28 protein-coding genes and 1 pseudogene are annotated in these 26726 nt (G+C 74.9%); 16 read left to right on the top strand and 13 right to left on the bottom strand.

Annotated elements, in window-relative coordinates:
• The first annotated feature begins 617 nt into the window (after positions 1–617).
• The 5 genes from K4S16_RS08645 to K4S16_RS08625 are packed head-to-tail and all read left to right on the top strand — an operon-like array spanning position 618 to position 4944.
• On the top strand, positions 618–1634 hold the full coding sequence (locus K4S16_RS08645) for a MoxR family ATPase (RefSeq protein WP_149258332.1): 1017 nt from the start codon (positions 618–620) through the stop codon (positions 1632–1634).
• A complete protein-coding gene (locus K4S16_RS08640; protein ID WP_149258331.1) occupies positions 1631–2797 on the top strand; it encodes a DUF58 domain-containing protein in 1167 nt (388 codons plus the stop codon). Before K4S16_RS08645 ends, K4S16_RS08640 begins: the two co-directional genes overlap by 4 nt.
• Positions 2794–3741 (top strand): VWA domain-containing protein, encoded by a 948-nt coding sequence (locus tag K4S16_RS08635; protein ID WP_149258330.1) that lies wholly within the window; start codon positions 2794–2796, stop codon positions 3739–3741. Before K4S16_RS08640 ends, K4S16_RS08635 begins: the two co-directional genes overlap by 4 nt.
• 40 nt (positions 3742–3781) lie before the next feature.
• Positions 3782–4396, top strand: coding sequence for a class I SAM-dependent methyltransferase (locus K4S16_RS08630; protein WP_149258329.1), 615 nt, complete (start codon positions 3782–3784; stop codon positions 4394–4396).
• The gene (locus K4S16_RS08625) at positions 4393–4944 is read left to right on the top strand and encodes a TrmH family RNA methyltransferase (protein WP_149258328.1); all 552 of its coding nucleotides are present in this window, start codon (positions 4393–4395) and stop codon (positions 4942–4944) included. The genes K4S16_RS08630 and K4S16_RS08625 overlap by 4 nt, the downstream gene beginning before the upstream one ends.
• Before the next feature lie 59 nt (positions 4945–5003).
• Here K4S16_RS08625 and K4S16_RS08620 read toward each other — a convergent pair whose 3' ends face one another.
• The gene (locus K4S16_RS08620) at positions 5004–5846 is read right to left on the bottom strand and encodes a LysR family transcriptional regulator (protein ID WP_149258327.1); all 843 of its coding nucleotides are present in this window, start codon (positions 5844–5846) and stop codon (positions 5004–5006) included.
• Between the two features lie 73 nt (positions 5847–5919).
• Between K4S16_RS08620 and K4S16_RS08615 the strand changes: the two genes are divergently transcribed.
• Both K4S16_RS08615 and K4S16_RS45610 read left to right on the top strand, forming a co-directional pair.
• Positions 5920–7164 (top strand): MFS transporter, encoded by a 1245-nt coding sequence (locus tag K4S16_RS08615; protein WP_200841754.1) that lies wholly within the window; start codon positions 5920–5922, stop codon positions 7162–7164.
• 171 nt (positions 7165–7335) lie between these two features.
• Entirely contained in the window at positions 7336–9168 is a 1833-nt protein-coding gene (locus K4S16_RS45610; protein WP_235036662.1) for a class I SAM-dependent methyltransferase, read from the top strand.
• 18 nt (positions 9169–9186) lie between these two features.
• Here the strand turns inward: K4S16_RS45610 and K4S16_RS08600 are convergent, their stop codons facing one another.
• On the bottom strand, positions 9187–9408 hold the full coding sequence (locus K4S16_RS08600) for an EF-hand domain-containing protein (RefSeq protein ID WP_149258326.1): 222 nt from the start codon (positions 9406–9408) through the stop codon (positions 9187–9189).
• Positions 9409–9526: 118 nt separating this feature from the next.
• On the opposite strand from K4S16_RS08600, the gene K4S16_RS08595 reads away from it, so the two are divergent.
• Positions 9527–10342 (top strand): glycerophosphodiester phosphodiesterase, encoded by an 816-nt coding sequence (locus tag K4S16_RS08595; protein ID WP_200841753.1) that lies wholly within the window; start codon positions 9527–9529, stop codon positions 10340–10342.
• On the opposite strand, the gene K4S16_RS08590 is transcribed toward K4S16_RS08595, so the two are convergent.
• Entirely contained in the window at positions 10272–10949 is a 678-nt protein-coding gene (locus K4S16_RS08590) for an HAD family phosphatase (protein ID WP_149258324.1), read from the bottom strand. The two genes, K4S16_RS08595 and K4S16_RS08590, sit on opposite strands and share 71 nt — an antisense overlap.
• 56 nt (positions 10950–11005) lie before the next feature.
• On the opposite strand from K4S16_RS08590, the gene K4S16_RS08585 reads away from it, so the two are divergent.
• A complete protein-coding gene (locus tag K4S16_RS08585) occupies positions 11006–11764 on the top strand; it encodes a DeoR/GlpR family DNA-binding transcription regulator (protein ID WP_149258323.1) in 759 nt (252 codons plus the stop codon).
• Positions 11761–12960, top strand: a complete 1200-nt coding sequence (locus tag K4S16_RS08580; RefSeq protein ID WP_149258322.1) for an MFS transporter — start codon at positions 11761–11763, stop codon at positions 12958–12960. The genes K4S16_RS08585 and K4S16_RS08580 overlap by 4 nt, the downstream gene beginning before the upstream one ends.
• Here K4S16_RS08580 and K4S16_RS08575 read toward each other — a convergent pair.
• Complete coding sequence (locus K4S16_RS08575; RefSeq protein WP_200841752.1) at positions 12950–13240, bottom strand: type II toxin-antitoxin system Phd/YefM family antitoxin; 291 nt, start codon at positions 13238–13240, stop codon at positions 12950–12952. The genes K4S16_RS08580 and K4S16_RS08575 overlap by 11 nt on opposite strands.
• Before the next feature lie 181 nt (positions 13241–13421).
• Here K4S16_RS08575 and K4S16_RS08570 point away from each other — a divergent pair, with 181 nt between their 5' ends.
• From K4S16_RS08570 to K4S16_RS08560, 3 genes are all read left to right on the top strand, one after another.
• Positions 13422–13994, top strand: a complete 573-nt coding sequence (locus K4S16_RS08570; RefSeq protein ID WP_235036721.1) for a ClpP family protease — start codon at positions 13422–13424, stop codon at positions 13992–13994.
• Positions 13991–14596 (top strand): ATP-dependent Clp protease proteolytic subunit, encoded by a 606-nt coding sequence (locus K4S16_RS08565; RefSeq protein ID WP_149258319.1) that lies wholly within the window; start codon positions 13991–13993, stop codon positions 14594–14596. Before K4S16_RS08570 ends, K4S16_RS08565 begins: the two co-directional genes overlap by 4 nt.
• Positions 14597–14736: 140 nt before the next feature.
• Entirely contained in the window at positions 14737–15081 is a 345-nt protein-coding gene (locus tag K4S16_RS08560; protein ID WP_149258318.1) for an RNA polymerase-binding protein RbpA, read from the top strand.
• A 92-nt stretch (positions 15082–15173) separates the two neighbouring features.
• On the opposite strand, the gene K4S16_RS45605 is transcribed toward K4S16_RS08560, so the two are convergent.
• The 3 genes and pseudogenes from K4S16_RS45605 to K4S16_RS46910 all read right to left on the bottom strand — a co-directional run.
• Positions 15174–15839, bottom strand: coding sequence for a response regulator transcription factor (locus K4S16_RS45605; RefSeq protein WP_149258317.1), 666 nt, complete (start codon positions 15837–15839; stop codon positions 15174–15176).
• Positions 15836–16114: an ATP-binding protein gene (locus K4S16_RS45600; RefSeq protein WP_375708327.1), complete on the bottom strand. Its 279-nt coding sequence runs from the start codon at positions 16112–16114 to the stop codon at positions 15836–15838. The genes K4S16_RS45605 and K4S16_RS45600 overlap by 4 nt, the downstream gene beginning before the upstream one ends.
• A gap of 202 nt (positions 16115–16316) precedes the next feature.
• Positions 16317–16400, bottom strand: a pseudogene (locus K4S16_RS46910) (hypothetical protein); the annotation flags it as partial.
• Between the two features lie 577 nt (positions 16401–16977).
• On the opposite strand from K4S16_RS46910, the gene K4S16_RS46905 reads away from it, so the two are divergent.
• Genes K4S16_RS46905 through K4S16_RS08535 form a run of 3 tightly spaced genes read left to right on the top strand, consistent with a single transcriptional unit; the run spans position 16978 to position 20173 of the window.
• On the top strand, positions 16978–17907 hold the full coding sequence (locus K4S16_RS46905; protein WP_149258316.1) for an ATP-binding cassette domain-containing protein: 930 nt from the start codon (positions 16978–16980) through the stop codon (positions 17905–17907).
• Positions 17904–19358 carry an ABC transporter permease subunit gene (locus K4S16_RS08540; RefSeq protein ID WP_149258315.1) on the top strand — a complete coding sequence of 485 codons (1455 nt, stop codon included), beginning with the start codon at positions 17904–17906 and terminating at the stop codon, positions 19356–19358. The genes K4S16_RS46905 and K4S16_RS08540 overlap by 4 nt, the downstream gene beginning before the upstream one ends.
• Positions 19355–20173, top strand: coding sequence for an ABC transporter permease subunit (locus K4S16_RS08535; protein ID WP_149258314.1), 819 nt, complete (start codon positions 19355–19357; stop codon positions 20171–20173). Before K4S16_RS08540 ends, K4S16_RS08535 begins: the two co-directional genes overlap by 4 nt.
• A 3-nt stretch (positions 20174–20176) precedes the next feature.
• Here the strand turns inward: K4S16_RS08535 and K4S16_RS08530 are convergent, their stop codons facing one another.
• The 6 genes from K4S16_RS08530 to K4S16_RS08505 form a co-directional block, all read right to left on the bottom strand.
• Entirely contained in the window at positions 20177–20740 is a 564-nt protein-coding gene (locus K4S16_RS08530; RefSeq protein ID WP_149258313.1) for an FxsA family protein, read from the bottom strand.
• Positions 20741–20836: 96 nt separating this feature from the next.
• Entirely contained in the window at positions 20837–21583 is a 747-nt protein-coding gene (locus K4S16_RS08525; protein WP_149258312.1) for a polyprenol monophosphomannose synthase, read from the bottom strand.
• Between the two features lie 5 nt (positions 21584–21588).
• On the bottom strand, positions 21589–23295 hold the full coding sequence (gene lnt / locus K4S16_RS08520) for an apolipoprotein N-acyltransferase (protein WP_235036660.1): 1707 nt from the start codon (positions 23293–23295) through the stop codon (positions 21589–21591).
• A gap of 520 nt (positions 23296–23815) precedes the next feature.
• A complete protein-coding gene (locus K4S16_RS08515) occupies positions 23816–24211 on the bottom strand; it encodes a hotdog fold domain-containing protein (RefSeq protein WP_149258311.1) in 396 nt (131 codons plus the stop codon).
• Positions 24208–25047 carry an OAM dimerization domain-containing protein gene (locus tag K4S16_RS08510; RefSeq protein ID WP_149258310.1) on the bottom strand — a complete coding sequence of 280 codons (840 nt, stop codon included), beginning with the start codon at positions 25045–25047 and terminating at the stop codon, positions 24208–24210. Before K4S16_RS08510 ends, K4S16_RS08515 begins: the two co-directional genes overlap by 4 nt.
• Complete coding sequence (locus K4S16_RS08505; RefSeq protein WP_149258309.1) at positions 25044–26663, bottom strand: lysine 5,6-aminomutase subunit alpha; 1620 nt, start codon at positions 26661–26663, stop codon at positions 25044–25046. Before K4S16_RS08505 ends, K4S16_RS08510 begins: the two co-directional genes overlap by 4 nt.
• Between the last annotated feature and the right edge of the window lie 63 nt (positions 26664–26726).

Raw genomic sequence — 26726 nt, 5'->3', positions numbered from 1 at the left:
ACCCCAGCCAATACGGCTGGAACTGCGGACCACGCCGCCGCCCGCCCCACCACCCACGACCCGACCCCTGGAACACCACCGGCTCCAGAAACCGCTCCGCCCCCGCACGATCCGCCTCGTACAGCGTCGCCACCCACGGCGCCGGCCCGTCCGGCTGCGCCGCCACCACCGGCGCCTCACCCGGCCCCCCGGCCCCCGCCGCACGCCCCGGACCCGGCACCGCCGCATTGATCGCCGCCCGGAACCGGTCCCGCGCCGCCGCGTCACCCGCCGCGCCCCGGTTCAGCACCGCCACACTCGCGCGCCGCCCCTCACCGTCCACCCCCAGGAACACGATCCCGGCGGCCGACTCCGACAGACGCGCCGACAGACGGAACGGCCCCAACTGGGCCGGGTCACCCGGCGGCAACGGCCTCGACATGGCCGCAACACTAACAACCACGCCCTACGATCGGCCTCGGGAACACCCCCGCCGCACCCCCGAACCGATCACCCGCCACACGCACGTATCCCCGGCGAACGGGTACAAGTGATCGCGTAGGGTCGTAAGGCGCCCACGCCGCACCACCACCACGCACGATGACAGGGCACACGACGGACAAGTGAGGGACACCCACATGACCATCGCCGCCACCGACGTCGACGAGGCCGCAGCACTCCTGCAGACCACCCTCGCCGAGGTCAAGAAGGTCATCGTCGGCCAGGAGCACATGGTCGAGCGCATGATCGTCGCGCTCCTCGCCCGCGGCCACTGCCTCCTCGAAGGCGTCCCCGGCGTCGCCAAGACCCTCGCCGTCGGCACCCTCGCCCGCGTCGTCGGCGGCACCTTCGCCCGCCTCCAGTTCACCCCCGACCTCGTCCCCTCCGACATCGTCGGAACCCGCATCTACCACCCCTCCACCGAGCAGTTCGACGTCGAACTCGGCCCCGTCTTCGTCAACTTCGTCCTCGCCGACGAGATCAACCGCGCCCCCGCCAAGGTCCAGTCCGCCCTCCTGGAGGTCATGGCCGAACGCCAGGTCTCCCTCGGCGGCAACACCTACCCCCTCCCCCGCCCCTTCCTCGTCCTCGCCACCCAGAACCCCATCGAGTCCGAAGGCGTCTACCCCCTCCCCGAAGCCCAGCGCGACCGCTTCCTCATGAAGGTCGACGTCCACCACCCCGCCGCCCACGAGGAACTCCAGATCCTCCAGCGCATGAGCGTCGACCCGCCCGAAGCCGCCCAGATCCTCGACACCGACCGCCTCGCCGGCCTCCAGCGCGCCGCCGAAGAGGTCTCCGTCCACGAACTCATCGCCGACTACATCGTCCGGCTCGTCATGGCCACCCGCGAACCCGACCAGTACCGCCTCCCCGACCTGCGCGGCGTCATCGACATCGGCGCCAGCCCCCGCGCCACCCTCGGCCTCGCCTCCGCCGCCCGCGCCCTCGCCCTGCTGGCCGGACGCGACTACGTCCTGCCCGACGACGTCCGCGCCGTCGCCCGCGACGTCATGGCCCACCGCATCGTCCTCACCTTCGACGCCCTCGCCGACGGCGTCGACACCGCCGACGTCATCGGCCAGATCCTCGCCGCCGTCCCCCCGCCCCGCGTCGTCTGGAACCACGGCGCCGCAGCGGTGACCACCGCATGACGGCCCGTCCTCCAGCCCCCGCCCACCACCAATCAAACGACGAGCTCCGCTCGGCTCCCCGTCCTCCAGCCCCCGCCCACCACCAATCAAACGACGAGCTCCGCTCGGCTCCCCGTCCTCCAGCCCCCGCCCACCACCAATCAAACGACGAGCTCCGCTCGGCTCACCCCCGCGGCAAACTCGCCCACCTCGCCCCCGAACGCACCCTGCGCCGCCTCGAACTCCAGGTCACCCGCCGCCTCGACGGCCTCCTCAACGGCGAGCACCTCGGCCTGCTCCCCGGCCCCGGCACCGAACTCGCCGAAGCCCGCCTCTACCAGCCCGGCGAGGACGACGTCCGCCACATGGACTGGGCCGTCACCGCCCGCACCACCACCCCCCACGTCCGCGACCTCATCGCCGACCACGAACTCGAGGCCTGGGCCCTGGTCGACCTCACCCCCAGCATGGACTTCGGCACCGGCACCATGATCAAACGCGACCTCGCCGTCGCCGCCCTCGCCGCCGTCGGCTTCCTCACCGTCCGCCTCGGCGACCGCGTCGGCGCCTACCTCCTCCACGACGACGGCATGCGCCGCTGGCCCGCACGCACCGGCAAAGCCGCCCTGTACGCCCTCCTCCAGGCCGTCCTCGACGCCCAGTCCGTCGACGACACCGCCGGACGCCGCACCACCGCCACCGCCCCGCCCCGCGACCTCGCCGCCGCGATCGCCGCCCTCGACCGCGGCCAGACCCGCCGCGGCCTGCGCGTCGTCATCTCCGACTTCCTCACCCCCGACGGCGCCGACCCCACCCCCGACGGCCCCCACGGCCAACCCGCCTGGGAACGCCCCCTGCGCCGCCTCACCGCCCGCCACCAGGTCCTCGCCATCGAGATCATCGACCCCCGCGAACTCGACCTCCCCGACGTCGGCCTCGTCGAGATGACCGACCCCGAGACCGGCACCGTCCACGAGATCGTCCTCAGCCGCCGAGTCCGCGAACGGTACGCGGCCGCGGCCGCCGCCCAGCGCGACCGCACCCGCGCCGCACTGCGCCGCTGCGGCGCCCACCACCTCGTACTGCGCACCGACCGCGACTGGATCGCCGACGTCGCCCGCTTCGCCCTCCGCCAGCGCCGCGCCGCAGGCCGGCCCGTCACCACCGCGGGAGTGCGCCCATGACCTTCCTGTCACCCGAACGCCTCTGGCTCCTCGGCCTCCTGCCGGCCCTGGCCGCCGCCTACCTGCTGATGCAACTGCGCCGCCGGCAGTACGCCGTCCGGTTCACCAACCTCGCCCTGCTGTCCCAGGTCGCCCCGCGCCGCCCCGGCTGGCGCCGGCACGTCGCCGCCGTCCTGTTCCTCATCATGATCGCCCTCATGATGCTCGGGTTCGCGCGGCCCGCCACCGCCGTCAAGGTCCCCCGCGACCGCGCCACCATCGTGGTCGCGGTCGACGTGTCGCTGTCCATGATGGCCCGGGACGTCACCCCCAGCCGCCTCGACGCCGCCAAGGCCGCCGCCAAGCGGTTCATCGGCGACCTGCCCCGCCGCTTCAACGTCGGCGTCGTCGCCTTCGCCGGCAGCGCCAACCTCATCGCCGCCCCGACCGCCGACCGCGACGCCGCCGTCGCCTCCCTCGACCAGCTCGTCCTCGCCAAGCGCACCGCCATCGGCGAGGCCGTCTTCACGTCCCTGCAGGCCGTCCGGTCCCTGGACGCCCAGGCCCGCCAGGACCCGCCGCCCGCCCACATCGTCCTGCTGTCCGACGGGGACAACACCACCGGCCGCTCGGTGCAGGAGGCCATCGACGCCAGCCGCGTCGCGCACGTCCCGGTCTCCACGATCGCCTTCGGCACCCCCTACGGCACCGTCGACATCGAAGGCGAGACCACCAGCGTCTCGGTCAACAAGGAGACCCTGAAGAGCCTCGCCGAGAGCACCGAGGGCAAGGCCTACGAGGCCGCCGACGCCGACCAGCTCCGCGAGGTCTACGCCAACATCGGCACCTCCCTCGGCTTCCGGACCGAGCACCGCGACGTCGCCGCCCGCTACGTCGGCATCGCGCTGCTGTTCGCCTTCGCCGCCGGCGGCGTCTCCCTCGTCTGGTTCTCGCGCCTCCCCTGACGGCTCGCGCGGCCCCCGAACGCTGATACGGTCGGCCGACGTGGGGGAACACTACTTCGCCGACCGGCCCGACGCCGCCAGCCGCCGCCGCACCGTCGACCTCGTCCTGCCGGACCTGCACCTGCGGCTCGCCACCGACAGCGGCGTGTTCTCCCCCGACCGCGTCGACCCCGGCACCCGCGTGCTGCTGGAGACCGTCCCCGCGCCCCCGGCGACCGGAGACCTGCTCGATCTCGGCTGCGGATACGGCCCCATCGCCATCACCATGGCCAAGCGCTCGCCCCAGGCGAGAGTTTTTGGAGTGGACGTGAATCAGCGAGCCTTGGGGCTCGCCGAGGAGAATGCCAAAACCGCCGGCCTTGACAATGTAAGGTTCAGTCTGGCGGACGAGGTCGACCCCGAGCTGCGGTTCGCGGCGATCTGGTCCAACCCGCCGATCCGCATCGGCAAGGCCGCCCTGCACGACCTCCTCCTCACCTGGCTCCCCCGCCTCGCCCCCGGCGGCCTCGCCCACCTCGTCGTCCAGAAGCACCTCGGCTCCGACTCCCTGCAGAAGTGGCTGACCGGCCAGGGCTTCCCCACCGAACGGATCGCCTCCCGATCCGCCTACCGCGTCCTGCGCGTCGCGTCCCGCACGGAAGGCCACACCCGATGAGCACCCCCGACCCCGCCCAGGGGCGCCGCCAGCTGCGCGCCACCGACGTCAAGCGCCTCAACCGCGACTGGCGCCGCCGCACCGAGGCCCGCCTCGGCCTGCTCATCGAATCGGTCACCCAGCCCTTCAACATGGGCTCGATCATCCGCAGCGCCGCCGTGTTCGGCGTCGAGCACCTGTGGCTCGCCGGCAACGCCACGCCCCCGACCCACCGCAACGTCGCCAAGACCGCCCTCGGCACCGACCGCCTCGTCTCCTGGGAGCACGCCGGCACCGCCGCCGAGGCCGCCGCCGCCGTCCGCAAGGAGGGCCTGCGCCTCGTCGCCGTGGAGCTGACCACCGACGCCGTGCCCCTGCACGAGGCCCCCCTCGGCGGGGACGTCTGCCTCGCCATCGGCAGCGAGGACCACGGCTGCTCCCCCGCCCTGCTGGCCGCCGCCGACGCCGTCACCTACATCCCCCAGGTCGGACGCGTCGGCTCCCTCAACGTCGCCGTCGCCACCGCCATCGCCCTCGCCGAGGCCCGCCGACGCGAATGGAGCGCCTGACCCCCACCGGCAGCCGGGCCTAGGCGGCCGAAAGCCGGAGCGCCGGCCCGCGGCGGTCGTCAGATCATGCGTCGGAGTGCGGTCTCCACCGCATCGACCAGGGGATCATCGTCGGTCGCCGGGTGCCGGACAAGACCGAACTCGACGTCCGGCAGGGCGGGCAGGGCGTCCGCGTCATGGCAGGCCATGGCCGGTTCCAGGTTCGCGGGCATGAGCGCCGCGACGCCGAGGCCGGCTCGCACCGCTGCCAGCACGCCCGCCAGGCCGTTGCTCTCGAACGCCACCCGCCAGCGCCGATCGGAACGCACCAGCGTCTCCAGCACCGCCGTACGCCACGAGCACGGGTTGGAGAACAGCACCACCGGCAGCGGGTCCGCGGCCACGTCCACGCCCTGACCGACCGCCCAGACCAGCGGGCGGCGCACCGTCCAGCGCGGCGGCCCGGGAACGCACGGCATCACGTCGAGCACGAGTTGGACGCGGCCCGCGTCGTAGGCCTCCCGCATCGCGGCGTTGGAGAGGCTGAGCACCTCCAGCGTCGCGCCGGGGTGCAGCCGGGCGAGGTCGGCGAGGGCCTGTGAGAGCCGGGACGCGGCGAGGTCCTCGAGAAGCCCGACGCCGCAGCGGCCGGTGAGCGCGCGCACGGTCTCGGTGAGCGCCTGCGCGGACAGCGAGAGGATGCGCTCGGCGTAGGGCAGGAGCTCCTCACCCGCCCGGGTCGGCGCGACGCCCGAGGCGGACCGGTGCAGCAGCGGACGGCCCACGGTGCTCTCCAGCCTGCGCAGCTGCTGGCTGATCGCCGGCTGGGTCTGCCCGAGCGCGGTCGCGGCGCGGCTGATGCTGCCCGCCCGGACTGCGGTGACGAACGACCGCAGCAACGCGATCTCGAGATCTCTCGCCATAAGGAGCCATTATGTCGGGTCAAGCGGATTAACTGCTTCCTATGGCCAGGACAGATCATCTAGCGTCGCGCGGGTGACCGGTTACCGACAGGTGCTCGCCGTGCCGAGGATGGCACCACTGCTGGGCATCGCGTTCCTCGCCCGCGCCGCGATCACGGCCGACGTGATGGCGCTGACGATGTACGTCGTGCTGGGCCTGGACATGAGCTACGCCGCGGCGGGAGGCGTCGCGGCGGCCGTCAGCACGGGGATGGCGCTGGGCGGGCCGCTGCTCGGCCGCGTGATCGACACGCGGGGGCCGCGGGTCGTCCTGCTGACCACCGCCGCGGTGCAGGCCGTCTTCTGGCTGAGCGTGCCGGTCCTACCGTACGGCGCCCTGCTGGGCGCCGCCTTCGCGGCGGGCCTGCTCATGGTGCCGGTCCCCCTGGTCACCAGGCAGGCGATCGCCGCCATGACGACGGCGGGGCAGCGCCAGGCCGCGTTCGCGCTGGAATCGGTGCAGGGCGAACTGTCGTACATGCTGAGCCCCCCGATCGTGATCTTCTGTGCGGCGAAGGCGTCCCCCGGCCTGGTGGCGTGGGGCGTCGGCGCCGCGATGCTGGCGGGCGCGGTGGGAATCGCCCTGCTCGACCCGCCCCTGCGGACCGGGGACGAAGCGGACGCCGCCGCGGTCGGCCGCCCTCCTCGCCGGGAGTGGCTGACCCCGGGCATGATCGCGACGCTGGTGACGGCGTTCGGCGCCACCATGCTGCTCAGCGCCACCGACCTGGCCATCGTCGCCACCCTCGAAGACGCCGGCCAGGTCTCCTGGGCGGCCGTGGTCGTGGCCGTCTACGGCGTCTCGTCCGTCGCCGGCGGCCTGGTGTACGGCGCGCTCCCCCGGCCGCTGCCCGCGTGGCTGCTGCTCGGCCTGCTCGGCCTGGCGACCGTGCCCGCCGGGCTCGCCCACGACTGGCGCTGGTTGTGCGCGGCCGGCGCCGGCGCCGGCCTGCTCGCCGCCCCGACGCTGTCCACGGTGGCCGACGCCGTCAGCCGCCTCGCGCCCGCCGGCGTGCGCGGCGAGGCCACGGGCCTGCAGTCCTCGGCGCTGAGCGCGGGCTTCGCCCTCGGGGCCCCCGCCGCCGGCACGGCGATCGACCTCACCGCTCCGGGAGGCGGCTTCGCCGCCGCCGGGCTGGCCGGCCTCGCCGCCGCACTGGCCGGAGTCCTGCTGTCCCGCCGCACGACGCCCCGCTCGCGGCCTCCCCTCAGCGCTCCCGCCCTCGCCGGGCCGCCGGACCTCGAACCCTCTGGGTCCGGTATCCGGCCTGGCGCATGAACCAGGGGCCCCGACATGCGCCGGCGGGATCTCCCACCGGCCGCGCACGCGTTACGATCACGGCATGCGGTTCCTCATCTTTGCGTAGGACGCCCCCGCCGCCGCTGATGCCGCGGCGGCCTCCGGCGTCCCCGTAAACCGGCCCCCGGGCCTTCCTGAGGAACCGACTCCATGACAGCGTCATACGCGGCCGTGCTGCGCGCCCCCCACGCCTCCCGCACCTTCGCCTTCGCCTTTCTGGGGAGGCTGTCCTACGGGACCGTCTACCTGTCCCTCACCCTGGCGTTCACCGCGACCACGGGCTCGTACGCCCAGGCCGGCGGGCTGCTGGCCCTGCTCGGCCTCACCGTCTCGGTCGTGTCGCCGGTGCGCGCGGCCCTCATCGACCGGCACGGGCCCCGCCGCGCCCTGCCCCCGATGGCCGCCGCCTACGCCCTCCTCCTCGCCGCCCTCGCCGTCCTCACCTCGCGGCCCGACGCGCCCGTCCCGCTGCTCGGCGTCCTGACCACCGCCGCCGGGGTCACCGCACCCCCGGTCGGCGTGGTCATGCGGACGCTGTGGAACGGCCTCCTCCCGGAGGGCCCTCTCCTGCGCCGCGCCTACAGCCTCGACACCGTCTCCGAAGAGCTGGTCTTCGTCACCGGCCCGCTCCTGGCGGGCCTGCTCGCCGCGGTCGCCGCGCCGTCCCTCGGGGTCGCCCTCGGCGCCGTCCTCATCGCCGCCGGGACCTTCGGCATGGTCGCCTCCCCGGCGGCCCCGCGCCCGGCACTGCGCCGCCGCGCGGCCCGCGTGCGTGTGTTCCCGCTCGCGCCGGCCCTCACCGCCGCCGCCACCGGAGTCGTCCTCGGCTCGACCGGCCTGCTGGCCGTCGCCTTCACCGAGCGCCACCACCAGCCCGCGGCGGTCGCCTGGGTGGAGGCCGCGGTCGCCGCCGGCAGCACCCTCGGCGGCCTCGCCTACGGCGCGCTGAGCCGGGCCGCGCCCGGACGCAGCCGGCTCGCCGTGCTCGCGTGCCCGCTCGGCCTCGCCCTCGCCGCGGCGGGGCTCGCCCCCTCCGTCGCCGTGCTGGCCGCGGCGGCGGCCGCCGCCGGACTGTTCGTCGGACCGACGCTGACCACCGCCTACCTCCTCGCCGACGCCGGCGCGCCGCCCGGCGCCCGGACCCGCGCCGTGGCCTGGGTCAACACCGCGCTGAACCTCGGCGCTTCCGGCGGCACGGCCGCCACCGGCGCGGCCCTGGACGTGCTGCCGCTCCCGGCGTGCTACGCCGTCGCCGCGGCTCCGGCCGTCCTGGTCGCGCTCGTCCTGCCCGCTTTGCCGAAACGGCAACGCAGTTCGCCGCCGGACGCGGTCGCCGCGCACCATCGGAGCATGGACGACACCACCACCCACCAGGAGTACTGGGACTCCCGCTACTCCGAGCACCACCACATCTGGAGCGGCGAGCCCAACGCCGTCCTCGTCCAGGAGGCCGCCGGGCTGGAGCCCGGCACCGCCCTGGACCTCGGATGCGGCGAAGGCGCCGACGCCGTCTGGCTCGCGCGGCGGGGCTGGCGCGTCACCGCCGCCGACATCTCCGGGGTGGCGCTCGAGCGCGCCGCCCGCCACGCCGAGGAGGCCGGCGTCGCCGACCGCGTCGACTGGCAGCGCCGCGACCTCGCCGCCTCCTTCCCCGAAGGGTCCTACGACCTGGTGTCGGCGCAGTTCCTGCACTCCCCCGCCGACATGCCCCGCGAGGAGGTCCTGCGGGCCGCCGCCGCAGCCGTCGCGCCCGGCGGGATCCTGCTCGTCGTCGGGCACGCCGGGCCCCCGCCGTGGGACCCCGGCGCCCACCCCGGGGTGCACCTGCCCACGCCCGACGAGGTCCTGGACTCCCTCGGCCTGCCGGACGGCGAATGGGAGGTCCTGCGCAGCGACGAGCACGAACGCGTCCAGACCGCACCCGACGGGCGGACCATGACCCGCACCGACAACGCCCTCAAGCTGCGGCGCCGGGCCCGCTGACCCGCGCGGCCGCCGCCGTCACCGGGACGAGGTGCGCTCCATCAGCGCGGTGAACTCCTCCAGGGAGATCTTCCCGTCCCGGTTGGCGTCGGCGGCCACGACCACCTCCACGGCGCGGGTGTCGGTGACGTCCTGCCCCAGCCGGCTCATCAGGTTCTTCAGCTCGGCCGTCGAGATGTAGCCGTCGCCGTCCACGTCCACCAGCTCGAACGTCGCCCTGTAGTCGTTCACGTCCGCCATGTCCGCGTTCTCCTTGCTGATCGGTTTTCGCCGCGCCGACGCTAGCACCGGCGTTCCCGCCCCCGCCCTTTACGCAGTAAGGTCAAGACGGGCGGCGAGGTCGGCCATAATCGGACGGGTGCGGCGCTCGTTCGAATTCCTCGACCATCCCGGCCCGATCCCCTTCGCCCACCGCGGCGGCGCGGCCGGGCGCCCGGAGAACTCGATGGCCGCGTTCCAGCGCGCCACCGACCTCGGCTACCGCTACCTGGAGACCGACGCCCACGCCACCGCCGACGGGGTCGTGGTCGCCTTCCACGACCGCACCCTCGACCGCGTCACCGACCGCACCGGCGCCATCGCCCGGCTCCCCTACGCCGAGGTCGCCAAGGCCCGCATCGGCGGCACCGAGCCCATCCCCCGCCTGGAGGACGTCCTCGGCTCCTTCCCCGAGGCGCGCGTCAACATCGACCTGAAGGACGCCCCGGTCATCGGCCCGCTCGCCGAGACGCTGCGCCGCACCGACGCCTGGCGCCGGGTGTGCATCACCTCGTTCTCCACCCGCCGGCTGGCGCAGATGCGCGCCCGGCTCCCCCAGTACACCGACCACGAGGTGTGCATGGCGCTCGGCCCGCGGGGCCTGATGGCGCTGCGCGCCAAGTCCATCGGCGGGCCCACCGCCAAGCTCGTCCGCCTCGCCGCCACCGGCGTCGCCTGCGCCCAGGTGCCCTACGGCCTCGGCCCGGTGCCCTTCGTCACCGAGGCGTTCATCGAGCACGCCCACCGGCTCGGGCTCCAGGTCCACGCGTGGACGGTCAACGACGCCGCCGCCATGAAGCGCCTCCTGGACCTCGGCATCGACGGCATCATGACCGACGAGCTGGTCACCCTCCGCGACGTGATGGCGTCCCGCGGCCTGTGGCCGTACGAGACCCCGCCCGCCGCCCTGCCCTGACCCCGTCCGCCCCGGCGACGCGGGCCAGTTCGGCGCGCAGCCCCGGCACGCCGGTGAACAGCACCGACCGGATTCCGAGCATCCGGGCCGCCCGCACGTTCTCCTCGCGGTCGTCGACGAAGACCACCTCGTCCGGGGCCGCGCCGAGCCGCCCGGTCAGCTCGTGGAAGATCTCCGGCGCGGGCTTGGCGAGGCCCAGGTCGGCGCTGTAGAGCCGGTGCCGGAACAGCGGCGCCCAGGGCCGTCCGTCCACCATGCGGGCGAGCTCGACGGGAGCGTTCGACAGCAGGGCGAGCGGCGTGCCCCGCTCCGCCAGCTCCCTCAGCAGGGCGACGGTGTCCTCGTTGACGTGCGCCCATGTGCGCACGTCCAGGGTCACCAGGACGTGGATCAGGTCGTCGTCCACCGGCACGTCGAGCCGGCCGCACACACGCCGCCAGAACTCCGCGGCGGTCACGGCGGCCAGGTCGTAGTCCCGCCGGTGCGCCCAGTACACCGGCCAGAACCGCGCGGGCGGCGCACCCACCGTCCGGGGCAGCAGCGCCCCGGCGCCCACGGGCGGGGACGCGCTGATCACACCCGCGTAGTCGAACACGATCCATGTCATGGGGCCTCCCGAGGTCTCGGTTGACTACCTAACACCAAAACTGCTTGATTGAACACATGGAAAGTTCGAAACGGGTGGACATGCTCATCGAGCGGTTGCGAACCACCGAGCGGGTGAGCGTGACGGAACTGGCCGAGGAGACCGGCGCCTCGGAGATGACCATCCGGCGCGATCTCGACCTGCTCGCCGAGCGGGGCGTGCTGCGCCGGGTGCGGGGCGGGGCGGTGAGCCTGCTGCTGCGCGGCGAGGCGATGCCCTTCGCCGTCCGCGAGCACGAGGCGGCCGAGACCAAGCGGCGCCTCGCCGCCGAGGTCGGCGCGCTCCTCACCGACGGCGAGGCCGTCGTCCTGGACGCCGGCACCACCGCCCTCACCGTCGCCCACGCGATCGCCGGGCGGCGGCTCACCGTCGTCCCCCTCGACCTGCACTCCGCGAACGCCCTCAGCGGGGCCCCGCAGATCCGGCTGCTGGTCCCGGGCGGGCGGACCACGCCCGGGGCGCTGGCGTTCACCGGGCCGCTCACCGAGGCCTCGCTCTCCTCGCTGCGCGTCGACACCGCCGTCCTCGGCGTGTGCGGCCTGTCGGCCGAGCACGGGCTGACGGCGCACGACCTCGACGAGGTCCCGGTCAAGCGCGCGGCGATCGCCTCGGCCCGCCGCGTCGTCGCCGTGTGCGACGGCGCCAAGTTCGGCCGCAGCGGCCTCGGCCTCGTCTGCCCGGCCACCGACCTCGACATGGTGGTCACCGACCGGTCCGCCCCCGACGCCGCCGTCGCCCGCCTGCGGGACGCCGGCGTGGACGTCAGGCTCGTATGACCGCTCCCGAGACGGCCGGACCACCGCGGGCGGCCCGGCTGGCGACCTTCGCCTACTTCGCCCTGACCGGGTTCCTGCTGGGGATGTGGATCGTCCACATCCCTCCCATCGAGCACCGGACCGGGATCGACCACGCGGTGCTCGGACGGCTCCTGCTGCTGCTCGGCGCGGGCGCGGTCGCCGGGATGCGGATCGCGGGCCCCCTCACCGACCGCGCCGGCGCCCGCGGGGTGGTGCCGCTCAGCGCCGCGGCGGCCGGCGCCGCGCTGGTCCTGCCGGGCCTGGCGACCGGCCCCTGGACGCTCGGCGCGGCACTGCTGCTGCTCGGCGCCTGCCACGGAGCGCTGGACGTCGCCATGAACGCCCACGCCGTCCAGGTCGAGCGCGGCTACGGACGGCCCGTCATGGCCGCCTTCCACGCGACCTTCTCCCTCGGCGGCGTCCTGGCCGCCCTGGTCGGCGCCCGGACGCTCACCTGGGGCTGGAGCCCGGCGGCGACCTTTGGCCTCGTGGCGTTCCTGAGTACGGCCATCGGCGCTGCGGCCGCTCCTGCGCTCCTGCGGTCCGGCGCTACGCCGGACGCCGCCGCGCCGGTGCGCCGCCGGACGCCCCGGCGCATCCGGGGGCTGGCCGCGCTCGCTTTCATGATCATGCTGTGCGAGGGAGTGGCCAACGACTGGAGCGCGCTGCACCTGCGCGGTCTGGACGCCTCCCCCGGCACGGCGGCGCTGGCGTTCGGGGCCTTCTCCACCGCCATGACCGGCGGGCGGCTGCTGGCCGACCGGCTCGCCGCGCGCTTCGGCCCGGTGGCCGTCCTCCGCAACGGCGCCGGCCTGGCCGCGTTCGGCCTGGCGCTGGCGGCGCTGTCGCCCCGGGAGGCTCCGGCCCTGATCGGCTGGGCCGTGCTAGGCGCGGGGCTGTCGGGGGCCGTCCCCCAGTTGTTCAGCGCCGCCGGCCACCACGACCGGGCCGCCTCCGGTGCCAACGTCTCCCGCGTGGCGGGACTCGGCTACCTCGGGATGCTCGCAGGTCCGGCCGTCATCGGCCCGCTCACCCGCGTCATGCCGCTCGGCCTGACGCTGCTCCTGCCGGCCGCGCTCTGCGTCGTCGCGGCCGCGGCGGCGGGCCTCGTCCGTCCCCGGGACGATGCCGGCGCCCGTCCGCGGACGGGCCTCGGAACCGGAGTCAGGGCCTGAAGCCGGGCGGGCGGTACTCGGCCGCGATGCGCATCGGCGGCTGCGGCGGCTGCTGGGGCCGCTCCGCGGGACGGGACGGCTGCCCGGGCGTGACGGTCCCGCCCATCTGCAGGTCGGCGCGCTGGGAGCGGACCGTCTCCAGGAGCTCCAGATCCTCCGGGGAGACCAGGGCGGCCATCACCCGGCCCCGCCGCGTGAGCCGGACGGGCTCGCCGGTGTAGGCGACCCGGTTCACCAGATCCGCGAACTGGGCGCGTGCTTCGGTTACCGGAACATCCACGTGATTCATCGTATAGCGAAACACTCCGCCGCCCTCTGGCCGTCCTCCGGCTTCTGGATTACTGTCCGTACGTAGTGTACGAAATGTACAGATGATCAAGGAGGCTCGGGTGAACGGCGAACCGTGGCGAGAGGACGGCGGGCGGCGGGCGGAGACGTTCGCGGGCAGGTCGCGGGCCGGCGTGGCCGAACTGCCGCGACTGGCGGACGCCCAGCTGTTCGAGCGGCTGCTGGCGCAGCGGATCGTGTTCCTCGGCAGCGAGATCGACGACGGCGTCGCCAACCGGGTCGGCGCGCAGCTCCTCCTGCTCGCCGCGCAGGACGCCCGGCGCGACATCACCCTCTACATCAACTCCCCCGGCGGCGTCGTGGACGCCGGGATGGCGATCTACGACATGATGCAGTTCGTCCCGAACGACATATCCACCGTCGCGATGGGCATGGCCGCCTCCATGGGACAGACGCTGCTGTGCGCGGGGACGCGGGGCAAGCGGTACGCGCTGCGCCACGCGCGCGTGATGATGCACCAGCCGCACGGCGGCATCGGCGGCACCGCGTCCGACATCAGGATCCAGGCGGAACAGTCGCTGTACCTCAAGCGGACCCTGGCGGAGCGCACCGCGTTCCACACCGGCCAGCCGCTGGAGCGCATCGAGGCCGACGGGGACCGCGACGCGTGGTTCACCGCGGAGGAGGCCCGCGACTACGGTTTCGTCGACCACGTCATCGACAGCACCGACCGGGTGGGCACATGACACGAGCGGAACGGCGCTCCCTCGTTCCCCAGTTCGAGGAGCGGACCGGCCAGGGCCGGAAGGAGACCGACCCCTACAGCAAGCTGTTCGAGGAGCGCATCGTGTTCCTCGGCGCGCCGGTCGACGACACCAGCGCGGGCGACGTCACGGCGCAGATGCTGGCGCTGGAGGCGATGGACCCCGACCGGCCCATCGCCCTGTACATCAACTCGCCGGGCGGCTCGATCACCGCGATGCTGGCGATCTGCGACACGATGCGCTACGTGCGGCCCGAGATCGAGACGACCTGCGTCGGGCAGGCCGGGTCGGCCGCGGCGATCCTGCTGGCGGCGGGCTCGCCCGGACGCAGGCAGGCGCTGCCGGACGCGCGGATCCTGCTGCACGAGCCGGCGCTCGAGACGGCCGGCGGCCAGGCCACGGACCTGGCGATCCAGGCGCAGGAGGTGCTGCGGATGCGCGGGCAGACCGAGGCGATCCTCGCCGAGGCCACCGGGCACGACCCCGCGGACGTCCGCCGCGACCTGGAGCGCGAGCGCTACTTCACCGCCGCGGAGGCCAAGGACTACGGGCTGATCGACGCGGTCCTGACATCCCGTCACTAGCGCGCCAGCCGCGTGTTCCCCGCCGGCGGCTGGGTACGGCCGCAAACAGCAGGGTTGGATCACCCCGGGCGCGGGAATCTTGGCAGGGTGTTCAGCGTTGGTCAGGGCAAGACCGCAAGCCGTCTGGGAGGCACGTGACGATGGCCGAGCGCGCACTTCGCGGCACCCGACTCGGAGCGACGAGCTACGAGAACGATCGCAACACCGATCTGGCCCCTCGCCAAGAGGTGGACTACACCTGCACGAAGGGCCACCGGTTCACCGTGACGCTCGCAGCCGAGGCCGAGGTGCCGATCACCTGGGAATGCCGCAGCTGCGGCGCCACGGCCCTGCGGGTCGACGGGGAGCTGCCCCAAGCGAAGAAGGGAAAGCCGCCGCGGACCCACTGGGACATGCTCATGGAGCGCAGGACCGTGGAAGACCTTGAGGAGGTCCTGGCCGAACGCCTGGAGATCCTGCGAGCGGGACGCAGGAAGTCCGCGTGAACGGCTGACAGGCTCGTAGCGAAGGCCCGTACCGGCGAGGGTGCGGGCCTTCGCCATGCCCGGGGCGGGCGCCGCGGCCCGGTCCGGCCGGGTCACCTGTCCGAGCGGGGCAGCACCAGGCCGCTCTCGTAGGCGGCGACGACCGCCTGGACGCGGTCGCGCAGCCCGAGCTTGCGCAGGATCCGGCTGACGTGGGTCTTGACCGTCTCCTCCCCGACGACCAGCCGGGCGGCGACCTCGGCGTTGGACAGGCCCGCCGCGACCAGGCGCAGCACGTCGGTCTCGCGCGGGGTCAGGGCGTCCAGGACCGGCCCCCGCGACGGCGGGCGCGGCCGCAGCCGCGCGAACTCCCCGATGAGGCGGCGGGTGACGGCCGGGGCGAGCAGCGCCTCACCCGCCGCGACGACCCGGACGGCGTCGAACAGCCGCTCGGCCGTGACGTCCTTGAGCAGGAACCCGCTGGCGCCCGCGACGAGTGCGTCGTAGACGTGCTCGTCCAGGTCGAACGTGGTCAGCATCAGCACCCGCGGCGGGTCCGGCTCGGCGGTGACGCGGCGGGTGGCCTCGATGCCGTCCATGACCGGCATCCGCACGTCCATCAGCACGACGTCCGGACGGTGCTCGCCGCACACCCGCACCGCGGCGGCGCCGTCGGCCGCCGTCGCCACGACCTCCAGGTCCGGCTGGGTGCCCAGCAGGGCCCCGAACCCGGCGCGGACGACCTCCTGGTCGTCGGCCACCACGACGCGCACGCTCACGGCTCCTCCTCCAGCGGCAGGACCGCCTCCACCAGGAACCCTCCGCCGGGCCCGGGGCCGGTGCGCAGGTCGCCGCCCGCGGCGGCGGCCCGCTCGCGCATGCCGAGCAGCCCGTGCCCGGCCGGGCCGCCGCCGGGCCCGGGCCCGGGGCCGTTGTCGCGGACGCTGACGCGCAGGGCGTCCGGGGCGTACCGGAGCTCCACGTCGACGGCGGCGCCCGGCGCGTGCCTGCGGGCGTTGGTCAGGGCCTCCTGGACGATCCGGTAGACCGCCAGCTCCAGCCCCGGGTCCAGGGCGGCGACGCGCCCGCCGACGATCAGCCGGACGCCCGCGGCGCCCGACTCGCGGGTCTGGTCGACCAGGTCGAGGAGCTCCTGCAGGCCGGGCTGGGGGGCGGCGGGTCGGCTCGGCGCCGGCGTCCTCGCGCAGCACGCCGAGCAGCCGCCGCATCTCGGTGAGCGCGGTGCGGGCGGTGTCGCCGATGGCCAGCAGCCGCCTGGCGCCCTCGTCCGGCATGCCGGGCACCGCGAGCCGGGCCGTCTCGGCCTGCACGGAGATCATCGAGATGTGGTGGGCGACGACGTCGTGCAGCTCGCGCGCGATGCGGGCCCGCTCGCCGCGCGCGGTGTGCTCCAGCAGGGTGCTCTCGAACGCCCGCCGGGAGGCGGCGAGCGCGGCGGTCTCGGCGCGGCGCCGCAGGACGCGGCGGCGCGCCAGGACCGTCCAGACGGTGACGAGGGCGGCGAGCGCGGCGACGGCGGCACCGCGGTGCAGGACGCACGCCGCGGCCGCCGCCACGGTGATCGCGGCGGCGGCGGCCGAGGCCCGGTCGCGGACGAGCGCCAGCGGGAGCGTGGCGCACACGTCCACCACCAGGGCCAGGGACAGGACCACCCCCGAACCGTGGGTGCGGTACACGGCCTCGGCGGCGGCGGCCAGGGCGAGGCACCCGCCGGCCACCGGCCACCGCGCCCGCCCGGCGGTCTGGTCGCTGTCGCCCACGCACGCCATTGTGGCGCGGACGGCGCCGCGGCGGCGTCCCTCGCGGGAGGGACGCCCGGTCCCCCGGCCCCCGCCCGCGAAGACTCCTCCCCCGCGTGATGACCCGGAGGCGCGGCGCTCCGTAGCCTCCCGGTCCATGGAGGCAACCATCGAAGTACGGGCCCTGCGCAAGCGGTACGGGCCCACCGTCGCCGTGGACGACCTGTCGTTCACGGTCGGCCCCGGGCGGGTCACCGGGTTCGTCGGCCCGAACGGCGCCGGCAAGTCCACCACCATGCGCATGATCATGGGCCTGGACCGGCCCGACGGCGGGACCGCGCTGGTCGGCGGCAGGCCCTACCGGTCGCTGCGGACGCCGCTGTGCCGGCTCGGGGCGATGCTGGACGCGTCGGCGGTCCATCCGGCCCGCCGCGCCCGCGACCACCTGCTGTGGCTCGCGCACGCCAACGGGCTGCCGGTCCGGCGGGTGGACGAGGTGATCGGGCTGACCGGGCTGGCGAGCGCGGCGCGCCGCCGGGCGGGCGGCTTCTCCCTCGGCATGCGGCAGCGGCTCGGGATCGCCGCGGCGCTGCTCGGGGACCCGCCGGTGCTGATGTTCGACGAGCCGGTCAACGGCCTGGACCCCGAGGGCGTCACCTGGATCCGGGGGCTGCTGCGGTCGCTGGCCGCCGAGGGGCGGGCCGTGCTGGTGTCCAGCCACCTGATGGCCGAGCTGGAGGGCGGCGCCGACCACCTGGTGGTGATCGGGCGCGGCCGGCTGGTCGCCGACACCAGCGTCGCGGACCTGCTGTCCGCCGCGTCCGGCGGCCGGGTCGAGCTGCGGACCGCCGAACGGCGCGAGGCCATGACCGCCCTGGCCCGCGCGGGCGCCACCGTGGCGGCGTCCGGGCCGGACGCGGTCACCGTCACCGGGCTGCCCGCCGAGCGGATCATCGTGGTGCTCACCGAGGCCGGCGTGGGGTTCACCGGCATCGGCGAGCACCGCGCCTCGCTGGAGGAGGCCTACATGGAGCTGACCCGCGACGCGGTGGAGTTCCAGAGCGCGCCGGTCCAGGAGGCCCTGTGAGCACGCCGGGGCCGGCCGCGGCGACCTCGTACCGCAGCACGCTCGAAGCCGAGGCCCGCGACGGGTTCGGGCGGCTGCTGCTCGCCGAGTGGACCAAGCTGCGCACCGTCCGCCGCTGGATGCTGGCCCTGCCGGCGGCGGTGCTGCTGGCCGTGCTCGTGGCGCTGCTGTCGGCGGCGGGCAGCGAGTCCACCGGCTCGGGGGACGGGCCGTCCGACCCGGCGCGGCTCCAGACCATCGACCTCGGCCACTACACCTACCTGCCCCTGGCGGGCGACGGCTCGATCGTCGCGCGCGTCACCTCCCAGGAGGGCGGCGGCGCGTGGGCCAAGGCCGGCCTGATGATCAGGGGGAGCGCGGACCAGGGCACCCCGTACGCGGCGCTGGTGGTGACGCCGGGGCACGGCGTCCGTCTCCAGACCGGCTACAAGGCAGGCGGCGCCTACGGCGGCGCCGGCACCGCGCCGCGCTGGCTCAAGCTGACCCGCGGCGGGACGGGCGTCACGGGCTACGCCTCGTCCGACGGCCGCGACTGGCGCCGCGTCGGGTCGGTCCAGCTGGAGGGCCTGCCGAAGACGGCCCTGGCGGGCATGGTCGTGGCGGCCCCGGACAAGGTCGAGGTGCAGCGGATGTTCGGCGGGGAGAGCGTCTCAGGAGAGCCCTCCGCCACCCGGGCGACCTTCGACCAGGTGGCGGTGACGCCGGCGCAGCCGGGCGCCGCGTGGCGCGACCGCGGCGCCACGGACGGCCCGGCGGCCGACCCGTCGCTGGACGGCCGCACCGGGTCCGGCGGGACGTTCGCGCTGAAGGGAGTGGGGGACATCGGGCCCAACGCGTTCGCCGACGACACCGCCAAGGCGACCCTCGCCGGGGTGCTGATCGGCCAGGTGGCGATCGTGGTGGTGGCCGTGCTGTCGGTGACGGCCGAGTACCGGCGCGGGATGCTGCGCACGACGTTCGCCGCCTCCCCCGGCCGCGGCCGGGTGCTGGCCGCCAAGGCGGTCGTGGCGGGCCTGGCGGCGCTGGCGGCGGGGCTGGCGGCGGCGTTCGGGTCGGTGCTGCTCGCCGGGCCGGTGCAGCGCTCGCACGGGCTGGCGACGCCGTCCCTCGCCAACGGGACCGTGCTGCGCGCCGTCCTCGGCACGGCCGCACTGCTCGCCGTGATCGCCGTGTTCTCCCTGGCGGTCGCGGTGATCGTGCGGCGCAGCGCGCCCGCGATCACGATCGTGCTGCTGCTCCTGCTCGTCCCGCAGATCGTCGCGACCGGGCTGCCGCTGTCGGCGGCGCGGTGGCTGGAGCGCCTCACCCCGGCGGCCGGGTTCGCGATCCAGCAGACCGTCGCCCGGTTCGACCGGGCGATCGGCCCGTGGGCCGGGTTCGGGGTGCTGTGCGCCTACACGGCGGTCGCGCTGGCCGCCGCCGCGTGGCTGCTCAGGCGGCGGGACGCATGACCGGTCGGGCACGCGGGAGCCGGCGCGCGCTGCACGCGCTGCACGCCGAATGGACGAAGCTGCGCACGGTGCCGAGCACCGCGCTGCTCGCGCCGGCGCTCGCCGTCCTGGTCGCCGCGGTGGGCGCCGCGGTCACCGGGACCGTGGACACCGCGCACTGCGCCACGCCCGCCGGGTGCATGGAGGACACGCCGAAGCTGGCGCTGTCGGGCGTCCAGGTGGGGCAGGTCGCCGCGGTCGTCCTCGGCGTGCTGGCGGTCGGCGGCGAGTACGCCGCAGGGACGATCACCGCGACGCTGGCGGCGGTGCCGGGCCGGATCACGGTGCTGGCCGCCAAGGCCGCCGTGGTGGCGGGCCTGGTCGCCGCGGCCGGGACGGCCGGGGTGCTGGCGTCGCTGGCGGCGGGGCGGGGCATCCTGCCCGGCAACGGCTTCACGGCCGCGAACGGCTACCCGCCGCTGTCGCTCGCCGACGGCCCCACCGCCCGCGCGGCCGCCGGGACCGTCCTGTACCTGGTGCTGGTCGCCCTGCTGGCGCTGGGCGCCGGGACGGTGCTGCGGGAGCAGGCGGCGGCGATCAGCGCGGTGCTGGCGCTGCTGTGGATCGTCCCGGTCCTCGTCCGGCTCGTCGGCGACGACGCCTGGCAGGAGCGGCTGTCGAAGGCCGCGCCGATGACGGCGGGCCTGGCCGTCCAGGCGACGCGGGGCGTGGACCGGTTGCCGATCGGGCCGTGGCAGGGCCTCGGGGTGCTGGCCGCCTACACGGCCGCGGCCCTGCTGGCGGGCGGCGCCGTGTTCGCCGCCCGCGACGCCTGACGGTCAGGCGCGCGAGGGCCTGTCGTCCCTCTGCCCGGCGGGAGCGTCGTCCTGCTCGGCGGGCGTGTCGTCCTCGATGACCTCGCCGCGGACCACCGGTCCCGGCGGGGTCTCGACGCGCTCGGGGCCCCGGCCGCGGCCGAACGGGTCGAACCCGGCGGCGCCGGGCGGGAACATCGTGGCGGCGCGCTCCTCGGCGGCCCGCATCCGCCGGGCCGCGAACACGCCCAGGACGCGGCGGACGAGCGGGCGGGTGAACGGGAGCACCAGCGCGAGCCCCAGCACGTCGGTGACGAAGCCGGGGACCAGCAGCAGGACGCCGCCGGCCATGACCAGCGCCGCGTCGGCGACCTCCCGGTCGGGCAGGACGCCCCGCCGTGCCGTCTCCTGCAGGGCCCGCCAGGCGCGGCGGCCCTCCCGCCGGACGAGCCACGCGCCGAGGACGGTCTCGGCGATCAGCAGCCCGACCGTGGGCCAGACGCCGATCACCCCGCCGACCTGGATCAGCACGAAGATCTCCAGGACCGGCAGCAGCAGGAGCGCCAGGACGATCAGCAGCGGCAGCATGTCTCCATCTTCGGGGTCGTCGAAAGCCTCTCCCCCGTTCAACGCAGGGACGGCCCCGTTCGTTTCCCGGCGCGCGCCCGGCGCGCCGGGCGCGCGTCAGCGGGGGTCGCGGAGCTTGCCGATGCGATCGGACATCCCCCACTGGGTGATCCGCAGCGCCGCCTCGGCCATCACGTCCCGGCTCATCTTGCTGGTCCCGTGGACGCGCTCGACGAACGTGATCGGCACCTCGACCACGCGCAGGCCCTGCCGCAGGGCCCGCAGCGCCAGGTCGATCTGGAAGCAGTAGCCGCGCGAGTCGACGCCCTCCAGCCCGATCTTCTCCAGGGTCGCGGCGCGGAAGGCGCGGAAGCCGCCGGTGGAGTCGTGCAGCGGGATGCCGAGCATCACCCGGGCGTAGGTGTTGGCGCCGCGCGACAGCGCCTCGCGCCGCTTCGGCCAGTTGCGCACCCTGCCGCCGGGCACCCAGCGGGCCCCGATGACGAGGTCGGCGTCCTCCAGCGCCGACAGCAGCCGCGGCAGCTCCTCGGGCTGGTGGGAGCCGTCGGCGTCCATCTCGACCATGACGTCGTAGCCGTGCTCGGCGGCCCACCGGAAACCGGCGATGTAGGCGGGGCCGAGGCCCTCCTTGCCCTGCCGGTGCAGGACCTTGACCTGCTCGTCCGCGGCCGCCATCGCGTCGGCGACCTCTCCGGTCCCGTCGGGGCTCGCGTCGTCCACGACCAGGACGTCCACCGACGGGACGGCCTCGCGCACCCGCCCGGTGATGCGCTCGATGTTGTCCCGCTCGTTGTACGTCGGGATGATCACGAGCACCCGGCCGAGCCCGGCTGGGATCTCCATCGGCGTCAATTCCCCTCGTTCTTCCTGGCTGTCCGTACCGCCGCGCCGACCGCGCCGAGCCCGAGCAGCGCGAGCGCCCACTCGGGCGCCTCCCCCAGCCGGTCGGCCGTCGTCCGCGACGCGCGCGCCGGGACGGCCGCGACCTGGATGTCGGGGACGAACTCCCGGGACCGGTCGACCATCCGGCCGTCGGGGGCGACGATGGCGCTGATCCCGCTCGTCGCGGCTACCAAGATCGTACGGCCATGTTCGACCGCGCGCAGCCGCGACATGGCGATCTGCTGGGGCGGCAGGCTGGTCTTGCCGTAGGTGGCGTTGTTGGTCTGCACGACCAGGATGTCACCGCGCGCCACGTCGCGGACCTCCTTGTCGTAGGCGACCTCGAAGCAGATCACGTCGCCGATGTCCACCGGCCCGAGCGCCATCACGCCGGAGCGGTCGCCCTTGGCGAAGTCGCGCGGGATCCGCTCGAACCGGGTGATCAGCTTGGTCAGGACGTCGCGGAACGGCAGGTACTCGCCGAACGGGACGGGGTGCCGCTTGACGTAGTAGTCGCCCGGGCCGGTCCGGGGGTCCCAGACGATGCCGCGGTTCTCGACCTTCTCCCCGTCGGGGGTGTCGGTGAGGGCGCCGACGAGGACGGGGACGCCGATGTCCTTCACCGCGCCGTCGATGGCGGTGTAGGCGTCGGGCTCGGCGTAGGGGTCCAGGTCGCTGGCGTTCTCCGGCCACACCACCAGCTCCGGCTTGGCGAACCGCCCCGCGCGGACCCCCTCGGCCAGCTCGTGGGTGGCCTTGACGTGGTTGTCCAGCACGGCCTTGCGCTGGCCGAGGAAGTCCAGGCCGAGGCGCGGCACGTTCCCCTGGATCACCGCGACGGTGACCGGGCGGCCCGAGGCGGGGGTGGGGATCAGCAGGCCGCCGGCGACGGCGGCGCCGACCGCGCCGAGGCAGACCGCGGCGGGGACCATTGCCCGGCGCGTCCGGGACGGCTCCCGCCCGTCCGCACCGTCGGTCTCGGAGCCGTCGGGCTGGGAGGCTCCGGCCTGGGCACGGTGGGCCCAGGCGCGGTGGGCGGCCACGGCGGCGCAGGCGAGGAGCCCGCCCAGCAGGGCCGTCAGGAACGTGACGAGGGGCGCGCCGCCGAAGGACGCGTACGGGGTCAGCGGCGTGTCGGTCTGGCTGAACGCGAGCCGCGCCCAGGGGAACCCGCCGAACGGGACGCGGCCGCGGACCGCCTCCTGGCCGACCCACAGCGCGGCCGTCCACACCGGCCAGCCCGGGAGCCGGGTGACCAGCGCGATGCCGGCGCCGAGGGGCAGGAAGTAGGCGGCCTCGACGAGGCTGAGGATGATCCAGCCGTCCGGGCCGATCCGGGAGATGCCCTCCAGCGCGGGGATGAAGAACGCGGCGCCGCCGACGAAGGCGAGCCAGGCGCCGGTGCGGGCCGTCAGGCCGCGCAGCGCGAGGGTCAGCAGCGCGACGCCCACCGGCGCGAGGGGCGTGAGGTCGAACGGGGGGAAGGCGGGCCACATCAGGAGCCCGGCCGCCGCCGCCAGCAGCGTGCGGGGCCAGCCCGCGCGGCCCCCGGAGCGCAGGCCGCCGCGCAGCCGGGCGAGCCGCCGGCGCGGCGCCCCGCCACCGGGCCCGCCGCCCGGGCCGCCGTCCGGCCCCGCGGCCGGCGACCGGTCCGGGAGGGTCTCCTGGGCCACGTCCCACCTCGTTCACTCGGGTCCTTGCCGGAACGCTACCGGCACCGGGCGCCCGCGGCGACCGCGGGCACAGGTCAGAACGAAAGCGGACGGTTCACCGGGTGCCGGACACGGAAGAGGGCCCGCGACATCCATCGGGCCGGAGTCGTCCCACAGGCGGTGAGAACGAGGCTCCGTTTTCTACTGGATGTCCGGGCCCTTCCCGGGTCCAACCCCCCGCGCGATCGGGCGGCTCCGCCCGGCACGGCCCCGGATCACCGCGCTGGCTCGGGCGGGCACGATGCCGACCACTCGCGTGATCCCCGTCCCCGTCGCGGCGCGGCGCCCGGCGGCCCCTCGGGCGGCCGATCGGTGAGTCCCGTGCTGGACTGCAGCAAAACTACCGGCTTCCGCCACCTTGTCAACCGCCGCATGTTCTGCGGCGACTCCATGTTATCCCAGCTCAACACCATGATCAGGGCGTTCGGCGATTTCACCGGACGCCCTTTGCGATCACGGCCTGGATCGGCCGGAGGCGGGATCAGCCTCCCGGCGCGGCTACCACGACCGTGCCGGACGCGGTGACCGCGACGACCGGCTCCGGCAGCACCTCGGCCGACGACTCGCCCTTGTCGGGACGTCCCCGGCACACCACGCGGGCCTCGAAGTCCATCACGCGGCTGCGGGTGCCCGCGCGGGTCAGCACGGCGGTGGTCTCCAGGACGTCCCCGGCCCGGACGGGCGCGCGGAACTGCACGTCGGAGTAGGAGGCGAACAGGCCCTCGTCGCCGTCGGTGCGGATGCACAGCTCCGTGGCCACGTCCCCGAACAGGCCCAGCACGTAGGCGCCGTCGACCAGGTCGCCCGCGTAGTGCGCGTGCGAGTAGGGGATGTAGCGGCGGTGGGTGACGGTCAGTCCCTCGCGGGGGTCGCTCACTCTTCCTCCATCGTGGTGGGCCGGTGCTCGCCGGGCAGCAGGGCGTGCACGAGGTAGCTGGCGACCTCGGCGGGCGTGGTGCCCTTGCCGAAGATGCGGTCGACGCCGAGGTCGGCCTCGGTGACGGTGTCGAAGCGGGGGCCGCCGACGACCAGCAGCGGCCGCCCCATGCCCCCGGCCACCGCGGTCGGGTACTCGGCGTGGAACGCGGCGGCCATCTGCTTGGTGTTGTGCAGGTGGGCGTTGCGCTGGGTGACGACCTGGGACACCAGCACCGCGTCGGCGTCCTCGGCCTTGGCGCGCTCGACCAGCTCCTCGACCGTGACCTGGGCGCCCATGTTCACGACCTGGATCTCCCGGTAGTACTCCAGGCCCTTCTCCCCCGCGAACCCCTTGACGTTGAGGATCGCGTCGATCCCGACGGTGTGGGCGTCGGTGCCGATGCAGGCCCCGACGACCACCAGCCGCCGGTTCAGCGCCTCGCGGATCGCCAGGTTCACCTCCTGGGCGGTCAGCAGCGGGTAGGCGCGCTCCTCCGGGACGGGGATGGAGGCGTAGTCGATGAGGTGCCGCACCTTCCCGTACACGATGAAGAAGGTGAAGTCGGGGCCCATCGGCTTGGCGTGGACGACGCTGGCCGGGTCCAGGCCCATCTTCCCCGCGAGCTGCAGGGCGGCCGCCTCGGCGCGCTTCCCGGCCGGGACGGGCAGGGTGAACGACATCTGCACCATGCCGTCGCCGGTGGTGTCGCCGTAGGGGCGGATCACCTGCCGGGTGTCGGCGGGCTCGGCGGGGGCCTGGGTCCCGGTACCGGTTCCGGGGCTCTCGACCGTCATGCGGGCACCTCCTGGTCGGCGGCGGGGCGGGCGGCGTGCGGGTCCTCGGTGTCGAGGATCTCGATCGCGGGGTTGAAGTACCCGTCGGCGCGCGGGACGACGCCGTCCAGGCCCTTGCCCCCGTCTGGCGGGCGGCGGGTGACGCCGAACGTGCCCTCGGCGATGGCCTCCAGGAGCCCGTCGTCGGCGACGCGCTCCAGCAGCTCCACCGACTCCGACAGCACCTGCTTGGCGCGCTGGACGAGCATCCCGTCCGGGCGGGGCATGAAGTCCTCGGCGAGGTTCCCGCAGGCGTCGCGGACGTAGCGGACGTTCTCCAGCGCCAGGTCGCGGTCCGACAGCCAGGGGGTGTGGATGCCCTCGGTCATCATCCCGATCAGGATGATCGACTGCCCGGTCATCACGCCGGCGAGGTTGAAGAACGCGTCCAGCAGGTAGCCGGCGAAGATGTTGCCGGTCATGTGCTTGGTCGGCGGCATGTACTTCAGCGGCGCGCCGGGGAACAGCTCCCGGACGAGCTGGGCGTGCGCCAGCTCCAGCCGGAACGACTCCGGGATCGCCGGGTTGATCTCGAAGGCGTGGCCGAGGCCGAGCTGGTCGTCGCTGAGCCCCGCCTCGTGCCCGAACCGCTCGTTCAGCAGCTGGCTGACGACCACGGTGTGCGCGGCGTCGACGGCGTCGGCGGTGGTGAGGTAGTTGTCCTCGCCGGTGTTGATGACGATGCCGGCGCGGGCGTGGATCTGCCGCGAGAACCGCTGGTCGATGAACGTCCGGCGCGGGTTGATGTCGCGGAAGATGATCCCGTACATGCAGTCGTTCAGCATCATGTCCAGGCGCTCGAGCCCGGCGAGCGTCGCGATCTCCGGCATGCACAGCCCGGAGGCGTAGTTCGTCAGCCGCACGTACCGGCCGAGCTCGCGGGACACGTCGTCCAGCGCCGAGCGCATCAGCCGGAAGTTCTCCCGGGTGGCGTACGTGCCGGCGTAGCCCTCCCGGGTGGCGCCCTCGGGCACGAAGTCCAGCAGCGACTGCCCGGTGGAGCGGATCACCGCCACGACGTCGGCGCCCTCGCGCGCGGCGGCCTGCGCCTGCGGGATGTCCTCGTAGATGTCGCCCGTCGCCACGATCAGGTAGACCAGCGGCCTCGGCGTGTCGGCCCGGTCGGGGGTGGGCAGCTCGGCCAGCAGCCGGTCGCGCTCGGCGCGGCGCCGGTCGACGCGCGCCATGCCGCCGCGGGCCGCCTCGCCCGCGGCCTTGCGTGCGTGCTCGGCGTCGGTGCCCGCCGGCAGCCGGAACGACACCCGCCCGCGGGCGGCGGCCCGGGCCAGGTCGTCGAGGGAGCCGTACGGCCCGGTCAGCAGCGCGTCCCAGACCGGCAGGGCGAGCCCGTGCTCCAGCCCGACCTGGTCGCGGACGGCGTCGGCGAGGTGGTTGACCCAGGGGCGCCCCTCATCGTCGGCGCCGGTCAGGCCCGCCAGCCTCAGCAGCGCCCGCTCGACCGAGACGGTGGTGTGGGAGCGGGCCATGTCGATGATGGGTTCGGCGGCCCGGGCGGCCAGGCGCCGGGCGGTGCGCACCACCTCCGGGTCGAGGTCCAGCTTTCCCTGCGGCGCCATTGCCGTCTCCCCTCACGCAGCCGCCCCTCTCAGGCCGGTCCTAACAATCATCCTTCATACCGA

The organism is Actinomadura sp. K4S16, from assembly GCF_008327685.1.
Taxonomy (GTDB): Bacteria; Actinomycetota; Actinomycetes; order Streptosporangiales; family Streptosporangiaceae; genus Spirillospora.
This window is presented reverse-complemented; position numbering and strand designations above follow the sequence as displayed.

Bases quoted from the DNA above. Each gene is read 5' to 3' on its own strand.
- K4S16_RS08645 (WP_149258332.1), top strand. From the start codon at position 618: ATGACCATCGCCGCCACCGACGTCGACGAGGCCGCAGCACTCCTGCAG.
- K4S16_RS08640 (WP_149258331.1), top strand. From the start codon at position 1,631: ATGACGGCCCGTCCTCCAGCCCCCGCCCACCACCAATCAAACGACGAG.
- K4S16_RS08635 (WP_149258330.1), top strand. From the start codon at position 2,794: ATGACCTTCCTGTCACCCGAACGCCTCTGGCTCCTCGGCCTCCTGCCG.
- K4S16_RS08625 (WP_149258328.1), top strand. From the start codon at position 4,393: ATGAGCACCCCCGACCCCGCCCAGGGGCGCCGCCAGCTGCGCGCCACC.
- K4S16_RS08620 (WP_149258327.1), bottom strand. From the start codon at position 5,846: ATGGCGAGAGATCTCGAGATCGCGTTGCTGCGGTCGTTCGTCACCGCA.
- K4S16_RS45610 (WP_235036662.1), top strand. From the start codon at position 7,336: ATGACAGCGTCATACGCGGCCGTGCTGCGCGCCCCCCACGCCTCCCGC.
- K4S16_RS08600 (WP_149258326.1), bottom strand. From the start codon at position 9,408: ATGGCGGACGTGAACGACTACAGGGCGACGTTCGAGCTGGTGGACGTG.
- K4S16_RS08590 (WP_149258324.1), bottom strand. From the start codon at position 10,949: ATGACATGGATCGTGTTCGACTACGCGGGTGTGATCAGCGCGTCCCCG.
- K4S16_RS08585 (WP_149258323.1), top strand. From the start codon at position 11,006: ATGGAAAGTTCGAAACGGGTGGACATGCTCATCGAGCGGTTGCGAACC.
- K4S16_RS08580 (WP_149258322.1), top strand. From the start codon at position 11,761: ATGACCGCTCCCGAGACGGCCGGACCACCGCGGGCGGCCCGGCTGGCG.
- K4S16_RS08565 (WP_149258319.1), top strand. From the start codon at position 13,991: ATGACACGAGCGGAACGGCGCTCCCTCGTTCCCCAGTTCGAGGAGCGG.
- K4S16_RS08560 (WP_149258318.1), top strand. From the start codon at position 14,737: ATGGCCGAGCGCGCACTTCGCGGCACCCGACTCGGAGCGACGAGCTAC.
- K4S16_RS46905 (WP_149258316.1), top strand. From the start codon at position 16,978: ATGGAGGCAACCATCGAAGTACGGGCCCTGCGCAAGCGGTACGGGCCC.
- K4S16_RS08535 (WP_149258314.1), top strand. From the start codon at position 19,355: ATGACCGGTCGGGCACGCGGGAGCCGGCGCGCGCTGCACGCGCTGCAC.
- K4S16_RS08530 (WP_149258313.1), bottom strand. From the start codon at position 20,740: ATGCTGCCGCTGCTGATCGTCCTGGCGCTCCTGCTGCTGCCGGTCCTG.
- K4S16_RS08525 (WP_149258312.1), bottom strand. From the start codon at position 21,583: ATGGAGATCCCAGCCGGGCTCGGCCGGGTGCTCGTGATCATCCCGACG.
- K4S16_RS08510 (WP_149258310.1), bottom strand. From the start codon at position 25,047: ATGACGGTCGAGAGCCCCGGAACCGGTACCGGGACCCAGGCCCCCGCC.
- K4S16_RS08505 (WP_149258309.1), bottom strand. From the start codon at position 26,663: ATGGCGCCGCAGGGAAAGCTGGACCTCGACCCGGAGGTGGTGCGCACC.